The organism is Lentzea sp. NPDC092896, assembly GCF_044754905.1.
Taxonomy (GTDB): Bacteria; Actinomycetota; Actinomycetes; order Mycobacteriales; family Pseudonocardiaceae; genus Lentzea.
In genome coordinates, this window is sequence record NZ_JBIVPX010000009.1 from 180,427 (window position 1) to 198,300 (window position 17,874).

Here is a 17,874-nt window from a genome sequence, read left to right on the forward strand (position 1 = left end):
GGAACAAACTGGAGACTGGTCCGGTCTGACAGGGAGTGCGCATGACGTTGACGACGAGCACCTCGTGGGCGAGCGCAGGTCTGCAACTGGTGGACAAGCCGCGCACGATCACCGTTGGCATCGCTGACGACGAGGTTCTGATCCGCACGGGAGTCCGCGGTGTGCTGGAGCGTTCCGGCAACGTCGTCGTGGTCGGTGAAGCCGGTGACGGCGGCGGCGCGCTCGAACTCGCGCGGCGCCAACGCCCGCAGGTGCTGCTGATGGACGCGTCCATGCCCGGCATGGAAGGCCTCGCGGCGGTGCGGATGGTGCGCAGGCACGTGCCCGGTACCCAGGTGATCATGCTCTGCACCCGGCAGACCGAGGAGATGCTCTTCCCCGCGTTGCGGGCCGGCGCGGCGGGATTCCTGTTCAAGAGCGGCGAACCCGACGCGTTGGTGAGTGCCGTGCGTGCCGTCGCAGCAGGAGAAGCGATCCTCTCGCCGTCCGCGACGCGTGCGTTGATCGACCACTTCACCGGCGCCGACTCGGAACGCCGTGACGCCGCGCGCAGCCGCATCGGCCTGCTCACTCGACGCGAGCAGGAAGTGCTGGTGTATCTGGCGCAGGGCATGGCGAACGCGCGCATCGCTAGGCTCATGTACCTCTCGGAAGGGGCGATCAAGGCCCACGTCAGCCGACTGCTGACGAAACTTCGGTGCGACAACCGCGTCCAAGCCGCTCTCATCGCACGCGACGCCGCCCTTCCATGCTGAATCTGACAACTGCTGCCACGGCGCGACAGCCAGCCTAGCCACGGAATTTCGCGCCGCGAAGCAGGTCACCCGGTTGGCCCCGTCCAGAATGATGTCGCTTTCCCGCCAGCGTCTCGCTTGGAATGGCGCCATGCTGGTGGACATGCAGCTCGACACGTTCTCGGAACACTTGCACTTTCAAGCACCTCTGTGTCCCGACAACCTGTTCGGCCACCTCATCGCCACCGCCGTGCCCGGCGTGGAGGAGTGGCGCGATGGTGTCTACCGGCGAACCTTGCGACTTCCTTGCGGATTCGGGATCGCCGCATTGCAGCCGTTCCCCGAGCACGTCGCCTGCACGCTGGAACTGTCCGATTCTCGCGATTTGGCTAGTGCTCTAGACCTTTGCCGGTTTCTGCTGGACCTCGACGCCGATCCATTGGTGGTCGATGCTGCGTTGTCCGCGGATCCGCTTTTGGCGCCGCTGGTTTCCGCCGCACCCGGCCGCCGTGTGCCGCGCACGGCGGACGGCGCGGAGTTCGCCATTCGCGCCGTGCTGGGCCAGCAAGTGTCAACGAAGGCCGCGCGCACGCACGCCGCACGCCTGGTCGCCGCTCATGGAACGCCGGTCGGCGACCTGTTCCTGTTCCCGCTGTCGTTCGACGTCGGCGAGCTGGCCATGCCCGAGTCCCGCCGCCGCACGATGGCCGCGTTGCTCGGGGCACTCGAGTCCGGTTTGGACCTGTCACCCGGCGCGGACCGAACCGTTGCGCGCGAATGGCTTTCCTCGCTGCCCGGATTCGGCCCGTGGACCGTCGAGTCGATCCTGATGCGCTCCTTGGGCGATCCCGACGCGTTCCTGCCGACCGACCTCGGCATCCGGTTGGCCGCGGAAGCCCTGGGCCTGCCGTCGACGCCGGCGGCGCTGATCAGGCGTTCGGAGGCGTGGCGACCGTGGCGGGCGTACGCGGTGCAGCACCTGTGGGCGACCGGTGATCACGAGGTGAACCGAATCCCGGCCTGACCTGCACGCTGGAGTACATCGCCGTCGACCCGTCCCGCACGAACCCTGGCAACGCCGGCGGATCCTGCGCGAACCCTTGCAGGTCCTCGAAAACCTCCAGCGCCGTCGCGGGCCGCCCGCCGGGGGCCTTGGCCAGCAACCGCTGCACCACCGGGTCGAGCGCGCCGGGCAGCCGCGGCGGCGGCTCCTTGACGTGCTTGTCGAACACCGCGTACGCCGTCGGCCCGGTGAAGAGTTGCTCGCCCGTCAGCATCTCGTGCAGCACGCACCCCAGCGCGTACAGGTCGCTGCGCGGCTCGGCGATCCCGCGCTGAATCTGCTCCGGCGCCATGTACGAGGGCGTGCCGAGGATCTGGCCGGCCCGGCTGAACGGCGCGACGTCACTCTCCCGCAGCAGCGCGAGCCCGAAGTCCAGCACCTTCACCGCGCCGTCCGGGCACAGCATCAGGTTGGTGGGCTTGAGATCGCGGTGGCAGATGCCGCGTTCGTGCGCGGCGGCGAGGACCGCGGCGGTCTGCGCGGCGATGTTCGCGGCCCACGCCTGGGGCAGCGGGCCGAACTCGCCGACCAGGTCGGCGACCGTGACGCCGTCGACGAACTGCATGACCTGGAACAGGCGCTGCTCGTACGTCCCGAAGTCGTACAGGACGGGCACTCCGGGGTGCTCCAGCTTGGCGACGATCCTCGCTTCGCGCGCGAACCGTTGCGCCACCTCGTCATCGCTGCCGGGCAGGCGCAGCAGCTTGACCGCGACCCGGCGATCCAGGCGCAGGTCCCGCCCCTTGTGCACGGCACCCATGCCACCCCGCCCCAGCGGCAGGTCGTCGATCTCGTAGCGGTCGGCGATCAGCACCCGGGAAGCCTAACTGCCGTCGCCTGTTCGCTGACCCCGCGCTTCCTCGTACGCGAGGCGACCGTAACAGCGTTTCAGGACGTCCCAATCGGGTGAATCTGCCGGAATCACGCCGGACCGACCTGTCCGCTCAGGAGTCCATTGTAGCCCAAACGGACCAGCGCGGCGGCCTCTTCCAGACCTGCTTCCAGTGCCTTGAGCTGCGCGAACGCCTGTCCGTACCGCCGCTGTTCGGCCAGCGGGAGCGACGGGACCTGGGTGCGGCGCACGTCGAGGCGGGTCGAGCCGGTCGGCGTCCTGGCGAACGCGGCACGCAGCACGCCCTCGAGGAAGTCGGGGTCTACCTTGCGCGGATCGATCTCGTACGTCGCGCCGGTCGGGGACGTGACGACGTGCTTGCCGGGGGCCGCGCGGACCAGCTCGCCGATCGTCGTCATCGGAGGAGAGGCCTGTTCTCGCAGTTCGGGCAACGAGGTCAGCGCGAACGTCGGTTGCGCGGCGAGGTAGGCGGACGCGTCGGTGCCGTTGCGGCGCGACGGACTGAGGTCGACGTCGTCGTCCAGCAGGTCGATGACCCGTGTGTTCGGGTCGAGCGGGCCGGGCGCCTCCAGCAGTGCGATGTGTTCTGGCGCGCGGCCGATCGGGTTGCGCAGCAGCCACAGATCGCGTCCCGGCTGCACGGTCATCACGGCGCGCAGGGCGCCGGCGCGCAGCAGGTTGCCGCGAATCCGCTTGCCGGGCCTGCGGGACGCCGCCGCCGACGGCAGCAGCACCGCGACCAGCCCTCCAGGTTTCGTCAGCGACAGGCAGTGCTGCAACCACGCCAGCTCGGGTTCGCCACGTGGTGGCAGCCCGTAGGTCCAGCGGGCGTCGCCCACCAGTTCCTCGTGGCCCCACGCCCGGTCGTGCCACGGCGGATCGCACACCACCGCGTCGGCCTTCTCCTGGACGCCGTTGTGCCGCAACGAGTCGCCGGTGTAGATCTGCGCGTGCGGCATTCGGCGGCGCGCGATCACCGCCGAGACGGGATCGAGCTCCTGCCCGATCTTGTTCCGGGCCTTGGAAGCCTTCAGCAAACTCCCCGTTCCGCACGCCGGATCGATCACCGTGTCACCGTCGGTCGTGGCCAGCACGACCTCGATGACCTCGGACGGAGTGGGATTCAGCAGTCGCGAGTGGGCTTCGAGGTAGCGCTCGTGCAGGAACTCGAACGTCTGCGCGTCGGCCTCGACCGCGGCCAGCGCCTCGCCGAGCTTCAGGTCGTCCGCGGTCCGCAGTTGGGTCCACAGCCGCTCGGCCGGTGAGACACGGAACGGTTTCCCGTTGCGCCGAAGCCATGACTCCACGTCGCGCAGCAGGTACAACGGACTTGAGGCAGTCCCGCCGACCGGCGACGGGAAGTCCTCGAACCGCCGCCGCCAGTTCGACACCGCCGCCCGCCCCACATCAGCGAGGCGCGCGATGTCACCGGCGTTGACCGTCTCATCCATGTTCACAACCGTATTGCTTGTGAACTCACTTCACAACTGGTGTACTGGAGACATGACACACGAGCTGCGCATCGCCGTGGCGACCGATCCTGGGCTCGTTCGCGAGCACAACGAGGACTCGGTCTACGTCCGCGCGGACCTGCAGGCCGTGGCGGACGGCATGGGCGGCCACGAGCACGGCGAAGTGGCCAGCGCGCTCGCGGTGAACGTCCTGGCGAGCTGGCAGGGCGACCTGGGCCCGGCGGTCTCGGAGATCGCGCGCAGACTCGACGCCGAGACCCCCCAGGGCGCCGGCACCACTCTCACCGCCATCCGCTGGGAGGGCCTCGCCTTCCAGCTGGCGCACATCGGCGACTCCCGCGCGTACCTGCTCAGGGAAGGCGAGCTCCGCCAGATCTCCCACGACCACACCATGGTGCAGGCCCTGGTGGACGCGGGCCGCATGACGCCGGAGGAGGCGCTCGTCCATCCGCGCCGCGCCTACGTGTTGCGCGCCTTGCAGTCCGGCAACTCGCACGACCCGGACCTGACGTGGCACCAGGCCAAGGTCGAGGACCGCTACCTGTTGTGCAGCGACGGCCTGACGGACTACACGGACATCGACGACGTCCACGAGATCCTGCTGTCCACTGAGGACGGAACGGACGCGGCCTGGCAGCTGATCGCGCTGGCCAACGGCAACGGTGGCCCGGACAACATCACCTGCGTGATCATCGACGTGATCCGCAAAAAGTGGTGGCAGCGCTAGCGAATCCCGCTACGGTCGCGCTGTGACGAGTGGTGGGGACCTGGGGATCGCGGCCGCACGCCGCCTGGCCGAGTTGAACTGCTGTGACATCGAGCCGGGACTGACCGACGCGGAGTTCGCCCGCATCGAGGCCGAACACGAATTCGAGTTCGCCGACGACCATCGCGCGTTCCTCGCGGCGGGGTTGCCGGTGAACACTCCCTTCATGTCGGAAGCAGGGGTCTTCCACACCTGGGATCAGGCGTGGCCCGAGTGGCGCGGCGAGCCGGACGATCTCCACCGGCGACTCGGCGAGCCGCTCAAGGGCGTGTTGTGGGAGGTCGAGTCCGGCGAGCACTGGAACCCGGCCTGGGGCGAGGAGCCGGACACGACTGAAGAAGCGGTGGCGGTGGCGCGACTCCTGACGGAGGACGTGCCCAGGCTGATCCCGGTCTACCGGCACAGGTTCCTGCCCGCGGGGCGAGGCACGTCCGGGCATCCGGTTCTGTCCGTGCACGGAACGGACATCATCTGCTACGGCAGCGACCTGATCGACTACGTCAGCCGGGAGTTCGGGCCGGGCAGGCCTGTGTTTCCGGACGACTGGGCTCCGCGGCCCACCGTGCCGTTCTGGAGCGACTACCTGAACAACCGTTGGTAGTCCCGCGCGTGGAAACGGCCCCCGGCGCATCGCGCCGAGGGCCGCAGCTCTAAACGGGTGTTACAGGTTGGCCGGCATGCCCGACTCGTCGGCCGCCGCCGTCGAGGAACCGCTCAGCAGGTCCTTGACGATCTTGTTGGCTTCCTTCACGGCCGGCGTGATCATCTTGATCTTCACCTTGCCGTTGGTGAGCTTGCCGCCGACGTCGAACGTCTTGTCCTCGCCCGGCAGCGGAAGCGCCTGGCAGCCCGTGAACTGCTTGCGCGGGGTGGCGCCGGTCTGGAAGTAGAAGACGATCGGGTCGTCGACGCAGTCCGTGTTGTACGGGAACAGGCCGTGCGAGCCCTCGTTGTCGACGCTGATCAGCTTGGCGTTCGGCAGCGCCTTCGCCGTGGCGAGACCACCCTCGTACGCGGTGGCGGCGTCCAGTTCGGACTGCGCGACCAGCAGACGCGGGAAGGTCTTCTTGTCCGGCTTCGGCATCGAGTTCTTCGTCTGCCAGTAGGCGCACAGCGGCGTGCTCATGAACGGCGCGATGAACGGCGCGTTCACGGTCAGGTCGGCCAGCCAGTAGTTCCAGTAGTGCAGGTTCTGGTTCCACTGACCGTCCTGGCAGCGGATCGCCTCGAACGTCGCGTCCCAGGTCTCGACCTCGGCGGCGGCGGTCGTGGCCTTCGCCGCGACGCGCTCCTTCTTGGCGATCGCGTTGAGCGCGTTGCTCTTGCCCTTGGCGATGAACGCCTTGTTCTCGGCCGAAAGGCCAGGCGTCGCCAGCATCTTCGCGACGAGCTGCTCGACCTTCGCCGAGTCGGTGGCGGCCGGAGCCGGGTCACCGATCACCGCGGCCACCGCGGAAGCGGCGGTCGGGTACTGGGTGGTGTCGTACATGGACGGGATCACGAACCACGCGACGAACAGCTGACCCAGGAACTCGCGGGTGCCGCCGGCCTTCTCCCAGTTGCGGCGGATCTCCATCGGGTCGGTGCCCTGGCCGTAGGTGGCGTTGTTGCGCGCCATGTAGGGCAGCAGCGCCTCCTGGAACTGGCGGTCGCGGGTGCGCGGCTGCAGGTCCCAGGTGTTCTCCAGCGTCGACTGCGAGGCGTCGACGGCCGAGTCGAGCAGGAAGCGGTGCGCCTTGCTCGGGAACGTGGCGGCGTACCAGGTGCCGAGCCACGTGCCGTAGGAGTAGCCGATGTAGCTCATCTTCTTCTCGCCGAGCACGACGCGGATGAAGTCCATGTCGTAGGTGGTCTGCTCGGTGGTGATGAACTGGGTCAGCGGGTTCTCGAGGCAGCCGTCGACCTTGGCCTTGTTCAGCACGTTGACGTCAGTGCTGTTCGGGACGGTGTAGCTGCAGGTGAGCGGCGTGGAGAGGCCGACGCCGCGCGGGTCGAAGCCGATGAAGTCGTACTGGCCGGCGAGGACCGGGGTGCGCAGGGCCATCGCCGCGCCCCACGGCAGGCCGGAGCCGCCGGGGCCACCGGGGTTGACCAGCGCGATGCCCTGACGGCTGGTGCCCTTGTACGCGGTCTCGGTCTTGGAGACGCGGATGCCGATCGTGTTGCCGTCGGCCGGGTTGTGCCAGTCGCGCGGGACCTGGATGGTCGCGCAGGCGAGGCCCTTGACGGTCTTGAACTTCTCGACGGTCTCCGGAGCGACGCCGGGGAAGGTGCACTCCTCCCAGGTGACCTTCTGGGTGGCGAGCGCGCCCGCGAGCTTCTGCGTGTCCGGGTCCTGCTTGGCAGCCGCGCCGGCCGCCGGCGTGAGCACCATGCTCGTCGCGATCAGTGCCCCTGTCAGCGCGGCGATGCCGCCTCTGAAGTACTTCCTCACTGGTGGATCCCTTCCTGCCCCCGCACGGCCGGGTGAGGCCGCGCTTGCAACAGAGGAGAAAGGAAAAACGCTCGTTTAACACTCCTGGGTGATGGCAGAAAGTCGCCATGTCTGGAAACCGTCACCAATCGTGTTCACGGAGTGATGAAGATCAGTGTCTCAATTACCTTGAGTGACTAAAGCCAACCCCGCCGTGACGCCTGCACGCCGAGCTGGAACCGGGTCTGCGCACCCAGCAACTGCTGCAGCCGGCTCACCCGGCGGTGCACCGTGCGCTCGCTGATCCCGAGTTCCCGTGCGATCGACTCGTCCGTCAGACCAGCGCTGAGCAGTGCCATCAGCCTCCGGGTCGCGGTGGTCGGTTCCTCCCGGGTGACCTCGTGGCCGCCAGGCGTGATCGACACCGCCATCCGCCAGAACGCCTCGAACAACTCGATGAGCGCGCTCAGTAGCACGGACGGGTGAATGAGCAGTGCCACCACGTTCCCGCCGGTGACCGTCGGCACCGCGATCAACGCACGGTCCGAATCGGCGATCACGAGCTTGAGCGGCACCCCGGGAAACGTCCGCGCCTGCTCGCCCACGGCGATGCTCTCCTGCACCGACGCGAACCCTCGCTCGGTCTGCAACAGCGCCGACTCGTACACGACCCGATAGCCGACGCCGCGGGCCAGCGCCGGAGGCTGTGCGGGACTCGCCTCCGGCTGCGGGCTCAGGTACGAACCGGGGTCTAGCGCCCGGATCTCCGACTTCGCCTGGCTCTGCATCTCCTCGAACGCGCTGATCACCTCGGCCGCGTCCTGGAGCACCTCGACGAAGTCGACCTCTTTCGCGCCACGCGCGGCGTAGGCGGCGGCCAGGAACTCAGCGGTCTCCCTGGCCCTGACGGCCGCGGCCTCGTGCCCGGACGCGATCGCGGCCAGTGCCGAGCGCGGCGGCCGCACGCCGTCGTTCCTGACCAGCCCGAGCCGTTCGAGTTCCGCGCGCGCCGCAGCGGACTGCGCGCTGTCGTCTCCGCGCAGCATCGCCAGGTAGAGCTTCTCGGCCTCCGGCGACAGCCCCTCGTGCACACGACTCCCCTCGGTGGTTCTGAACCGAAGGTACCTGCTCAGACGGGAGGAACCCGGCTTAGGCGAACCGGCGCATCGCACCGAGGAACAGGGCGTCGAACGCCCGGTCGGACAACACCCTGCGCGCGAACAGGATCGGCCGCGCCCCGAACCCCGCCGCGTACCTCGTGCGCGGCCTGCGGGCCTGGGCGGCCTTCACGATGACGTCCGCGATGACCTTCGGCTCGCTGCCGCGATCCATCTGCGAGAAGAACCCGGACAACTGCTTGACCTGGCCCGCGTAGGCACCGCCGCCGGACGTCTTCTGCAGGTTCTCGACCGCGATCCCACCCCACTCGGTCTTGATCCCGCCGGGCTGGATGACCACGACGTCGATCCCGAACGGCTTCAGCTCGAGCCGCAGCGAGTCGCTCAGTCCCTCCACCGCGAACTTCGTCGAGTGGTACCAGGCCCCGAGCGGCTCGTAGATCCGCCCGCCGATCGACGAGACGTTGACGATCCGCCCGCGCCCGGCCTCCCGCATGTGCGGCGACACCAGCTGAACCAGCCGCGCCAGCCCGAACACGTTGACCTCGAACTGGTACCGCGCCTCGTCCAGCGGCACGTCCTCGACCGCGCCGTACGACCCGTAGCCGGCGTTGTTCACGAGCACGTCGATCCGCCCGGCCTCGGCGATGATCTTCTTGATTCCGTCGATCATCGACTCGTCACTGGTGACGTCCATCTCCAGCACCCGGATGCCCTGCGCGGCGAGCCCCTCCATCCGCTGCACCCGACGGGCCGCCGCGTACACCGTGTAACCGGCTTTGTGCAGCTCAACCGCGGTGGACTCGCCGATCCCCGACGAGGCACCCGTGACCAGTGCGACCTTCATGACGTTCTCCTGACTAACCGGTTGGCTGGACTAACTAACTGTTTGGTTGCTAGAACCAGGCAACCACGTCCGAGGCAGACTGTCAACTAACTGGTTAGTTGCTACTACCAACTGGTTAGTTAAGATGGAGGTGTGGTGAGGGACAAGGAAGCGACCAAGGCCAAGTTGCTCGACGCGGCGCTCGAGGAGTTCTCCCAGTACGGGATCGCCGGGGCGCGGGTCGACCGCATCGCGGCGACGGCCGGCTGCAACAAGGCGATGATCTACGCCTACTTCGGCAGCAAGGAGGGCCTGTTCGACGAGCTGCTGAAGATCCAGGTCGACCGCATGATCCAGGAGGTCCCGATCACGCCGGAGGACCTGCCCGGCTACGCGGGCCGGCTGTTCGAGGCGTACCTGGAGCGGCCGCAGTTGCTCAGGCTCGTGGCCTACCACCGCTTGGAGAACGGCTTCAGCGAAGTTCCGAAGGCTGAAGCAGAGGCCTACATGCACAAGATCGAGGCCGTCGCACAGGCTCAGATGGAGGGCAGGATCTCGGCGGCGTTCAACGCCACGAACCTGCTCGACCTGGTCGTGCACATGTCGATCCTCGCGTTCAGCACCCCGAACGCGACCCGTGAACTCGTCGAACGCTCCGTGCGGCGGCTGATCGCCGAGTAGGGTCGAGGTCAGGAACGCGGGAAACCACTACTGGGGGTGGGGAACGTGCGCAAGATTCTGATCGCGGGTTCGGTGATCGTCGCGACGGCCGTGACCGGCGGCGCCGCGCAGGCGCAAGAAGCACCGGACGGCAACGACGTCCTGATCGCACCGCAGGGCAACGACGTTCTCATCGCGCCGGACGGCAACGACGTCCTGATGCGGCCGGACGGCAACGACACGCTCTGATGCTCACGCCAGGAGACCGGGCGCCGCTGTTCGCGATCAAGAACGCCGACGGCGGCTACTGGTTCAGCGAGGAGGCGGGGAAACCGGTCGTCGTGTCCTTTGTGGACGAGCTGGACGAACATCTGCAGCAGAGCGACAACCTCGTCTGGGTCGTGCGGAAGCCGTGCGATCCGCCCGAAGGCGTCACGGTCGTCCTCGACGACGGCCAGATCGCGGCGAAGTACGGCATCGGCAACGCTTCGGTGCTGCTCGACGCCAACCTCAGGGTCGAGGCGATCGTCCGGCGGGGCGAGCCGATCCCGGACGTGCCCGACACCGACCTCGCCGCGCCGGTCCTGAGGGTTCCGCGCGTGCTGGAGCCGGAGTTCTGCGACGAACTGACCCGGCACTACGACCGGACCGGCGGCACCGACAGCGGCTTCATGCGCACGGACCACGGACGCACGGAGATCGTGCACGACCACGGCCACAAGCGCCGCCAGGACCTCACACTCGAAGACCCGTTCCGCGCGGAACTGAAAGCGCGCGTCGAACGAAGGCTGCTCCCGGAGATCCAGCGGGCGTTCCAGTTCACGGCCACCCGCGTCGAACGCTGGATCATCGCCTGCTACGAAGCCGAGACCGGCGGCCACTTCCAGGCCCACCGCGACAACACCACGCAGGCCACCGCCCACCGCAGGTTCGCCGTCACGATCAACCTCGGCGACGACTTCGAGGGCGGCGAACTCAGGTTCCCGGAGTACGGCAGCAGGACCTACCGGGCGAACAAGGGCGAAGCACTGGTGTTCTCGTGCTCACTGCTGCACGAGGTCACCCGAGTCACCCGAGGCCGCCGGTACTGCACGCTGCCGTTCCTGCACTGATCAGGGCCTGCGCAGCAGGTAGGTGTCCATGATCCAGCCCTTGCGCTCGCGGGCCTCCGAGCGAACCCGGCGGATCTCCGCGGCCACGTCCCCGACCCGCCCCGACACCAGGATCTCGTCCGGCATCCCGAGGTAGGCGCCCCAGTAGATCCACGTGTCCGGGTCCACGCCCTCGAAGGAGTACGACGCGTCCAGCATCACGGCCACGTCGTCCACATCGGACGGCCACCCGGCGGCGAGGCGGCGGCCGGTCGTGATCTGCACCGGCTTGCCGACCTGGTTCAGCGACACGCGGTGTCCGGCCGTCAGCGCCGCCACCGACGTCACGCCGGGGATGACCTCCACCGCGAACGACTCGCCGCGGGCCAGCAGGTCGTCGAGGATCGCCAGCGTCGAGTCGTAGAGGGACGGGTCGCCCCACACCAGGAACGCCCCGACCTCGTCCTCGCCCAGGTCTGCGAGCAGCCCCAGGACGACGTCCGCGCGGTCCCGGCGCCAGGCGTCGATCGTCGCCTTGTAGTCGGCGGGGTTGCGGTCGCGTTCCGGATCCCGGCCCTCGACCCAGCGGTACGGCCGCGTCACGTGCGCCTCCAGGATCGACGCGCGCAGGTCGACGAGCTCCTGCTTCACGGACCCCTTGTCCAGCACGAAGTACACGTCGACCGTCTGCAACGCCTTGACGGCCTGCACCGTCAGGTGGTCGGGATTGCCCGCGCCGATACCGATGACCAGGATCTTTCGCACCGCCACACCCTAGACGGGGCGTTCGTCGACGAGCCGGACGGTCTTCCCGCTGCGGGGGTTGACCTCCAGCGCCGCGACCCACTCGACGGCCAGCGGCGCCACGGTTCCGCGGCCGGCCTGCAGTTCGAACCGCGGGCTGATCACGTGCACCTCGTCCCGGACGGCCTCGAAGTCCTGCGGCTCTCCGGCGATCCGCAGCACCAGCTGGTCCCGCGCGTCCACGCGGCGGATCACGACCTGCACGCCGTTGTGCACGACGCCGGCGCGGTCGACGGCGGCCCGCAGGTGGTCGAGGTGCAGCGTCACGGGGCCGACCCGCGCGCCCTCGTCGGCGCGGCCGAGCAGCCGGAAGATGCCGTCCTCCACGTCGACCCACTCGGCCAGGTCGCCGACCGGGTAGCGGATCATCGGCTGCAGCCGCCGGGTGAGGTCGGTCTGCAGCAACCGTCCCGGCCGGCCGGGCTCGGTGATCAGCCTGCCGGTCTCGACGTCGACGATCTCCAGCACGGAGCTGTCCACGAAGGAGCGGAACACCCGCGGGTCGTCCGAGCCGAGCACCGCCGTGCCGATGATCCCGCCGTCCACGCTGCCGTAGACGAACGACCGGAACTCGGCTCCGGGAAAGGCGGAGGACAGCAACGCGCGCTGGTCGTCGTACAGGGCCTCCCCGCTGAACAGGATCAGCCGCACCAAAGGCAGTGAGCCGACAGAGCCCACGACGTGCGACGCCAGCCGGCACAACGTCGTCGGGAAGCCCGCGACGACGGTGGCGTCGAAGTCCTGCATGGTGGTCAGCGTGAACTCGACCGGCGCGCTGCCGGTGATCGGCAGCTGGACCAGGTCGATCGGCGATCGTTGCAGGGAGTTCAGCGCGAAGATGAAACTGGAGTACAGCTCACCGGCCGCGAAGAGGTTCGCGATCCGGTCGCCGTGCCGCAGTCCCGCCGCGGGCAGCGTCTCCGCGTACGCGCGGCACATCGCGTCCCACTCCTCGCTGGTGTAGAAGGAGACGCGAGGCGCCTTGGTGGTGCCGCCGGTCTTGAAGATCAGGCCGTCGGTGTGCGCGCGGGTCAGCACCTGGTTGTGGCGGATGGTGTTCGCGGCCCAGAACGCGGCCTGGTCGATCACCGGCAGCTCGGACAACGGCGTCGAGGAGTCGTAGCCGTCGTACATCTCCTTGTAGAACGGGGAGTGCGTGCGGGCGTAGCAGATGAGGTCGAGCACGGACATCGTTCACACACTCCTGCTGCTGCGCTGGTCGACGACCGCGATCAACTTGCCGCTGCTCTTCGTCCGCAGGAAGTCCGCCAGCGGAACGTTCTCCACCCGCACGGTCAGCAAAGAGTCCTGTTCAACGGCCTCGGCGACTTCGGAATAGCGGGACAGCAACGTGACGTGGGTCGCCGCGGGCTCGGGCGCGCGATCGCGTTCCATCCGCACGACGAGTTCCTCGCCTTGAGCGTCCTCGTTCAGCTCGATCTGCAACGCGCCGGCGTAGCTGTGCTCGTCCTCCAGGATCGTGAGGAACCGCCGGTAGTTCAACGTCTGCGCGGCGGCCCGGAACACGTCACCGGTGCGCCCCAGCAGTTCGAACCGCGGCGTCTGGCGGCCGCACTCGCAGTCGCCGGGGACCCAGCGGCCGAGGTCGCCGATCTCGTAGCGCTCCAGCCGCTGGCCACGCCGCGTGTGCGTGGTGAAGACCAGCCGGCCGGGCTCGCCGAACGAGACGGGCCGGTCCGCCTCGGGATCGAGGATCTCCAGCGTGTGCAGGCCGGTGAACAGGTGGTGCACCTTGCCGGACGAGGCCTGGCACTGGTAGCCGACCGGGCCCGCGTCGACGGTCGCGTAGGCCGCCGAGCGGATCACCTCGACGCCGAACTCGTCGCGCAGCCGGGCGATGGCCTGCGCGCCGAAGTGCTCGCCCGCGTAGAAGATCTTGCGGATGCCGCCGTACTCCTTCAGCATCGAGCCGTGCTCGGCGAAGAGCCGCTGCACGAACGAAGGCGCGGTCAGCAGCGTGTCGACGCGGTTGTCCACAATGGCCTGGGCGATCGCGTCGAGCTGGCCCCACTCGCCGCCCATCGGGAACTGCACGGCGTTCATCCGCTCCAGCGCGGAGAAGAAGCTGACGAAGCTCGCGTACATGTGCCCGTTGAAGAACAGGTTCATGATCCGGTCGCGGCGCGGGTCGAGGCCGGTGGCGAGCAACGCCTCGGCGCCGACCCACATCTGCTCGTCCCAGTCCGCCCAGGTGTACGCGGACAGCTTGGGTGCCCCGGAGCTACCGCCGCTGCGGAAGTACACATCCGCTGGACGGTCCTGCAGCGTCTCGAAGTCCGACTTCGGCGTCACCGGCACCGAAGGCACCGGGAGCTGGCGCGACTCGGCCAGGTCGTCCAGCGAGGCGTCCGCGGCGAACCTGTCGTCGAGCTGCACCGACACCCGGTTGCTGTAGCGCTGCAACGCGTAGACGCCGTCGTGCGGCTCGCCGCTGTAGCCGCCGAGCATCGAGCCCGGTGTGGTGATCCGCTGCACGCCGACCGACACGAACGACCGCGCCAGGGCAGCGGTGTCGGGGCGGTCCGCCGCGAGACCGACGGTCTGCAGGTAGCGGCGCATCGGCCGGAGCACGGAGGTGATCTGCTTGCGAGGCAGGGGCTTCACCCACACCGTGCGGTACAGCGGCGAGGTGCGCAGCGCGGAACGGACGTCCGCCAGCACGCGCCAGTGCTCGCCGGTGTGCACCTTGGTGAGCTTGAGGTGCTCTTCGAGCTGCGTGACGACGACGGTGTTCGTGATCTCCGCCCACTCGGCCTGCGACGGTTCCCGGGTCGGCGGGCCGGTCAGCTCCAGCACGGACGCGAACCGCTCGGCGAACGCGAAGACCTCCGCCGGGTCCTCGGTGTCGAGGTAGATCACCTGCGGGCTGGAGCACGCCTGCTGCTCCAGCTGGCACACGTCCGCCGCCAGCGCGTGCAGGGTGTCCACATCGGACCACGAGTCACTGGTCAGGTAGGCGAACGACAGCTTCGGGCCCCAGTCGATCACCCGCGTGCCGGGCCTGACCAGCTCGGTGACGCCGGTGATCGCCTCCTCGCCACCCCAGACCGCGACGGCGTCGGCGGCGCCGAGCACACGCGACATCCAGTCGGTGCGCGAAGAGGAGAAGTGCAGCACGACGAGCCGCGCGGCGATCTGGCCCGTCTGGTCGTGCGCTGCCAGTGCGGCGAGCACCTCGGCGGTGAAGCCCGAGTCGTCCGACGCGACCTTGATGACGTTGAGGTTGCCGGAGAGCAGGCCCTCGACGGCGCTCAGGACGCCCGCGGCCGGTGCGTTGCCCGCCGTCACGTGGGCGAGCAGGCCGAGCGGCACCCAGGCCTCGTAGACGGGCGTGCGGAAGTCGAAGCGGACCATCCGCGCCGGGTCGAGGTTGCCGAGTTCGCGCTTGAGCTTGCGTTCCAACGAAACACGGCTCAGCGCGTGCCGCAACGCGTCCAGCGTCTCGTCGATCTCCACCTCGTCGAGGCCCCACGAGACCAGCGACGCGCGGTGCTGTCCGAGGTCCAGCTTCTCGGCGGCGGCGAGCACGACGAGCGGGTTCAGGCGCGGCCCGGTGATGATCTGCTGGGTGAGGTCGTCCACCGTGTCGAGCCGCTGCGCGACCGCGTCGTCGTCGATCCACTCACCCTGCCAGAGGTGCCTCATGCCTTGCCCTTCAGGAGTTCTGCTGCGGCGATCGCGCAGGATCGGTTGCGGGAGACGCCGGCGCGGCCGAGGATCTCGAACCACGGGGTCTCGTTGCCGCAACCGCACTCCTCAGGTGCGTGCAGTGCGGCCAGGTCACCCATCAGCACGCTCTGCGCGGGCGCGGAGGTGATGTACGGGGACACGAACTGGATGTAGCCGGACTCGCCGTACGGCAACGGTTCCAGCGTCCGGACGTCCCGGACGATCGCACGTGACCACGTCGGCACGTGCAGGTTGTGGCGCGAACATTCGACGTACGGCACCGAGTGCTCGACGGAGCCGTAGCTGTCGCGGATCCGCGCGTCCGGGATGCCGAGCATGTCCGTGACCTTCGAACGCAGCTCGGACTTGGAGATCTGCTTGTCCGCGTTGCCCTTCCAGCCACCGCCGAACCACACCATCGAGCGCTCGTCGAGCCGCAACGGTTCCACGCCCATCGCGCGCATGCGGTCGATGGTGAAGCTCAGGAACGCCGGGAACCCGAAGATCCGCACGGGCTTGCCGCTGTCCGCGAACCGCCGCAGGGCGCGGATGCTGCCGAACGCGTCGAACTCGTGCCCGGTGCCGGTGTGCGCGAGGCCGTAGTCGACGGACTCCACGGGCGCGAAGTCGGTCATGAACTGGCCGGTGAACGAGCTGCCCAGCTTCACGTTCGGCGTCGGCTGGTTCAGGTTGATCAGGTAGTGCACCGGCTCGGCGTCGATGAACCCGTTGTGGTCGTAGATCCGCGCGACCATCCGCTGGCCCGCCCGGAGAGTCCAGGCGTCCCAGAACATCTGCGACTTCTGCCCGGTCGTGCCGGACGAGGTGGCGTGCACGACGACCTCGTCGCGCGGCACCGACAGCACCTCGTGCATCTTGAAGAAGTTGGCGTGCACGAAAGGTTGTTCGGTGATGTCGCGCAGCGGCTTGCCGTTCCACAGGCTGCGGAAGAACTCGTTGCGCTGGGCGTGCCAGCGGTTCGACTCGTTCATGGCTTCCAGGAACAGGTCCGGGTCGCTGTGGTCGTACGGCGCCGCGATGTCGCACAGCGCCTGGACGGCGCCCAGCGAGGGATCCGGCACCGTTGCCGGTCCGAGGTGCGGGTTCATGCTCGAAAGACTCCGTTGGTGTTGAGGAACTTCTGCGTCCACAGCTCGATGTACTGCTCGGTGAAGGGCCGGAACGCCTCGTCGATCGCGAGGCCGCGGAAGTCCGGCGGTTGCGGCGTGTGCACCATGACCACGTAGTCGTGGTAGACCTCGCCGTCCTTGCGCATCGCCGGGTACAGCGCCACCGGCAGGAAACCGAAGGCCAGCAACGCACTCAGCTCGTCGAACTCGTGCAACGGCACCAGCGTCTCGACGTGCGGGGCGCCCAGACCGGCCAGCGTGTCGATCACGCCACCGAGGTGCGGGAGCAGTGCCTGGGGACTGGGGGTGGCACCGAAGATCGTGCAGTAACCGTCGTGCCGGTTGAGGTGCCCGTAGATCTGGTACTCGCCGCGCTCGTCGGCCAGCAGCACGTTCGGCTTGTGCAACGGGTAGAACCGCCGCGCCGGGTCGTTGATCGTGAGCTCGAAGTGCCGCTGCACGAACTGCGGCGCCTCGATGACCTCCAGCCGCGACACCTCACCGGCGCCGAAAGCGGTGTCCTCGACGAACTCCGGCAGCGACGGCATCGTCGCGCGGGTGGCCATGACGAGCTTCCGCAGGCTTGCCGGCACCTTGTGCACCTCGGCCCGCTGCTCCAGCACGCCGTCGCGATGCCTGGCCAGCAACGTCATCGTCTCGCGTTTGGCGTGCTTGAACAGGTTCGGGACGAGCCCGAGCGGGTGGAACCCGTTGCGCAGACACACTCTCTGCGGTGCGAGGTGGATCGTCCGCGCGGTGCCGTACACCGAGTCGACCTCGCCGCTCGCGAGCATGCGGTCGGTGATCTGCCCGACGGCGTGGTGAGCGATGCCCCCGCCCTGCGCCTCCGGGTCCACGACCAGCCCGGCGATCTTGCCGAGACGGTCCGCGCTCTCGACGTGCCCGGTGATCGAGGCGACGACCTGGCCGTCGCGGCGCCACACCAGCCACGTGGTGTGCGGGGCTTCGATCTCGGCCGCCATGACGTCGGGGTCGGTGCCCATCGCGATGGGGTAGTTCGCGCCGTGAGCCCGCCGGTAGAGCCTGAGCAGATCGTCGACGTCGTCGAGTCGAGCCGGCTCGAACTCGGGTGCCACTCCTGTGCCTCCTCAAATAACCGAAAATCAGGCTACTGGCTGGTACAGCCGCCATTCAGGTGACGGAAGCGCGGGAGCTGCGGAATTGATTCCTGAGGGCGAGCGGGATCACATCGATTATCAAATCGCCCTTAATTGTCGATGGTTCATCCGGGTT

Annotated in this window: 17 protein-coding genes; 7 read left to right on the forward strand and 10 right to left on the reverse strand. The window is 68.4% G+C overall.

The window, feature by feature from the left end; genetic code table 11:
* Positions 1 to 41 precede the first annotated feature (41 nt).
* Both ACIQF0_RS35725 and ACIQF0_RS35730 read left to right on the forward strand, forming a co-directional pair.
* Complete coding sequence (locus tag ACIQF0_RS35725) at positions 42 to 755, forward strand: response regulator transcription factor (RefSeq protein WP_360043723.1); 714 nt, start codon at positions 42 to 44, stop codon at positions 753 to 755.
* 130 nt (positions 756 to 885) lie between these two features.
* Positions 886 to 1,758 carry a DNA-3-methyladenine glycosylase family protein gene (locus ACIQF0_RS35730; RefSeq protein ID WP_401037135.1) on the forward strand — a complete coding sequence of 291 codons (873 nt, stop codon included), beginning with the start codon at positions 886 to 888 and terminating at the stop codon, positions 1,756 to 1,758.
* Here ACIQF0_RS35730 and ACIQF0_RS35735 read toward each other — a convergent pair.
* Both ACIQF0_RS35735 and ACIQF0_RS35740 read right to left on the reverse strand, forming a co-directional pair.
* The gene (locus tag ACIQF0_RS35735) at positions 1,664 to 2,611 is read right to left on the reverse strand and encodes a serine/threonine-protein kinase (RefSeq protein WP_401037137.1); all 948 of its coding nucleotides are present in this window, start codon (positions 2,609 to 2,611) and stop codon (positions 1,664 to 1,666) included. The genes ACIQF0_RS35730 and ACIQF0_RS35735 overlap by 95 nt on opposite strands.
* 107 nt (positions 2,612 to 2,718) lie before the next feature.
* Positions 2,719 to 4,101: an N-6 DNA methylase gene (locus ACIQF0_RS35740; protein WP_401037139.1), complete on the reverse strand. Its 1,383-nt coding sequence runs from the start codon at positions 4,099 to 4,101 to the stop codon at positions 2,719 to 2,721.
* 52 nt (positions 4,102 to 4,153) lie between these two features.
* On the opposite strand from ACIQF0_RS35740, the gene ACIQF0_RS35745 reads away from it, so the two are divergent.
* Both ACIQF0_RS35745 and ACIQF0_RS35750 read left to right on the forward strand, forming a co-directional pair.
* The gene (locus tag ACIQF0_RS35745) at positions 4,154 to 4,849 is read left to right on the forward strand and encodes a PP2C family protein-serine/threonine phosphatase (RefSeq protein ID WP_401037141.1); all 696 of its coding nucleotides are present in this window, start codon (positions 4,154 to 4,156) and stop codon (positions 4,847 to 4,849) included.
* A 22-nt stretch (positions 4,850 to 4,871) separates the two neighbouring features.
* Entirely contained in the window at positions 4,872 to 5,489 is a 618-nt protein-coding gene (locus ACIQF0_RS35750) for a hypothetical protein (protein ID WP_401037143.1), read from the forward strand.
* A gap of 60 nt (positions 5,490 to 5,549) precedes the next feature.
* Here the strand turns inward: ACIQF0_RS35750 and ACIQF0_RS35755 are convergent, their stop codons facing one another.
* The 3 genes from ACIQF0_RS35755 to ACIQF0_RS35765 form a co-directional block, all read right to left on the reverse strand.
* Positions 5,550 to 7,322: an alpha/beta hydrolase gene (locus tag ACIQF0_RS35755; protein ID WP_360043735.1), complete on the reverse strand. Its 1,773-nt coding sequence runs from the start codon at positions 7,320 to 7,322 to the stop codon at positions 5,550 to 5,552.
* A gap of 176 nt (positions 7,323 to 7,498) precedes the next feature.
* Positions 7,499 to 8,392 (reverse strand): helix-turn-helix domain-containing protein, encoded by an 894-nt coding sequence (locus ACIQF0_RS35760; RefSeq protein WP_401037145.1) that lies wholly within the window; start codon positions 8,390 to 8,392, stop codon positions 7,499 to 7,501.
* 58 nt (positions 8,393 to 8,450) lie between these two features.
* Positions 8,451 to 9,266: an oxidoreductase gene (locus tag ACIQF0_RS35765; protein ID WP_401037146.1), complete on the reverse strand. Its 816-nt coding sequence runs from the start codon at positions 9,264 to 9,266 to the stop codon at positions 8,451 to 8,453.
* A 135-nt stretch (positions 9,267 to 9,401) separates the two neighbouring features.
* On the opposite strand from ACIQF0_RS35765, the gene ACIQF0_RS35770 reads away from it, so the two are divergent.
* The 3 genes from ACIQF0_RS35770 to ACIQF0_RS35780 are packed head-to-tail and all read left to right on the forward strand — an operon-like array spanning position 9,402 to position 11,017.
* On the forward strand, positions 9,402 to 9,926 hold the full coding sequence (locus tag ACIQF0_RS35770; RefSeq protein ID WP_401037148.1) for a TetR family transcriptional regulator: 525 nt from the start codon (positions 9,402 to 9,404) through the stop codon (positions 9,924 to 9,926).
* Between the two features lie 45 nt (positions 9,927 to 9,971).
* Entirely contained in the window at positions 9,972 to 10,154 is a 183-nt protein-coding gene (locus tag ACIQF0_RS35775) for a hypothetical protein (RefSeq protein ID WP_401037151.1), read from the forward strand.
* Complete coding sequence (locus tag ACIQF0_RS35780; RefSeq protein ID WP_401037154.1) at positions 10,154 to 11,017, forward strand: 2OG-Fe(II) oxygenase; 864 nt, start codon at positions 10,154 to 10,156, stop codon at positions 11,015 to 11,017. The genes ACIQF0_RS35775 and ACIQF0_RS35780 overlap by 1 nt, the downstream gene beginning before the upstream one ends.
* Here the strand turns inward: ACIQF0_RS35780 and cobF are convergent, their stop codons facing one another.
* From cobF to ACIQF0_RS35805, 5 genes are read right to left on the reverse strand one after another with little or no spacing between them, the layout of a single operon-like run.
* A complete protein-coding gene (gene cobF, locus ACIQF0_RS35785) occupies positions 11,018 to 11,761 on the reverse strand; it encodes a precorrin-6A synthase (deacetylating) (protein ID WP_401037157.1) in 744 nt (247 codons plus the stop codon).
* Between the two features lie 9 nt (positions 11,762 to 11,770).
* Positions 11,771 to 12,991 carry a phenylacetate--CoA ligase family protein gene (locus tag ACIQF0_RS35790; RefSeq protein ID WP_401037159.1) on the reverse strand — a complete coding sequence of 407 codons (1,221 nt, stop codon included), beginning with the start codon at positions 12,989 to 12,991 and terminating at the stop codon, positions 11,771 to 11,773.
* A gap of 3 nt (positions 12,992 to 12,994) precedes the next feature.
* Positions 12,995 to 15,466, reverse strand: coding sequence for an acyl-CoA reductase (locus tag ACIQF0_RS35795; RefSeq protein ID WP_401037161.1), 2,472 nt, complete (start codon positions 15,464 to 15,466; stop codon positions 12,995 to 12,997).
* The gene (locus ACIQF0_RS35800; protein ID WP_401037163.1) at positions 15,463 to 16,599 is read right to left on the reverse strand and encodes a hypothetical protein; all 1,137 of its coding nucleotides are present in this window, start codon (positions 16,597 to 16,599) and stop codon (positions 15,463 to 15,465) included. The genes ACIQF0_RS35795 and ACIQF0_RS35800 overlap by 4 nt, the downstream gene beginning before the upstream one ends.
* Positions 16,596 to 17,717 (reverse strand): GNAT family N-acetyltransferase, encoded by a 1,122-nt coding sequence (locus tag ACIQF0_RS35805; RefSeq protein WP_401037166.1) that lies wholly within the window; start codon positions 17,715 to 17,717, stop codon positions 16,596 to 16,598. The genes ACIQF0_RS35800 and ACIQF0_RS35805 overlap by 4 nt, the downstream gene beginning before the upstream one ends.
* Between the last annotated feature and the right edge of the window lie 157 nt (positions 17,718 to 17,874).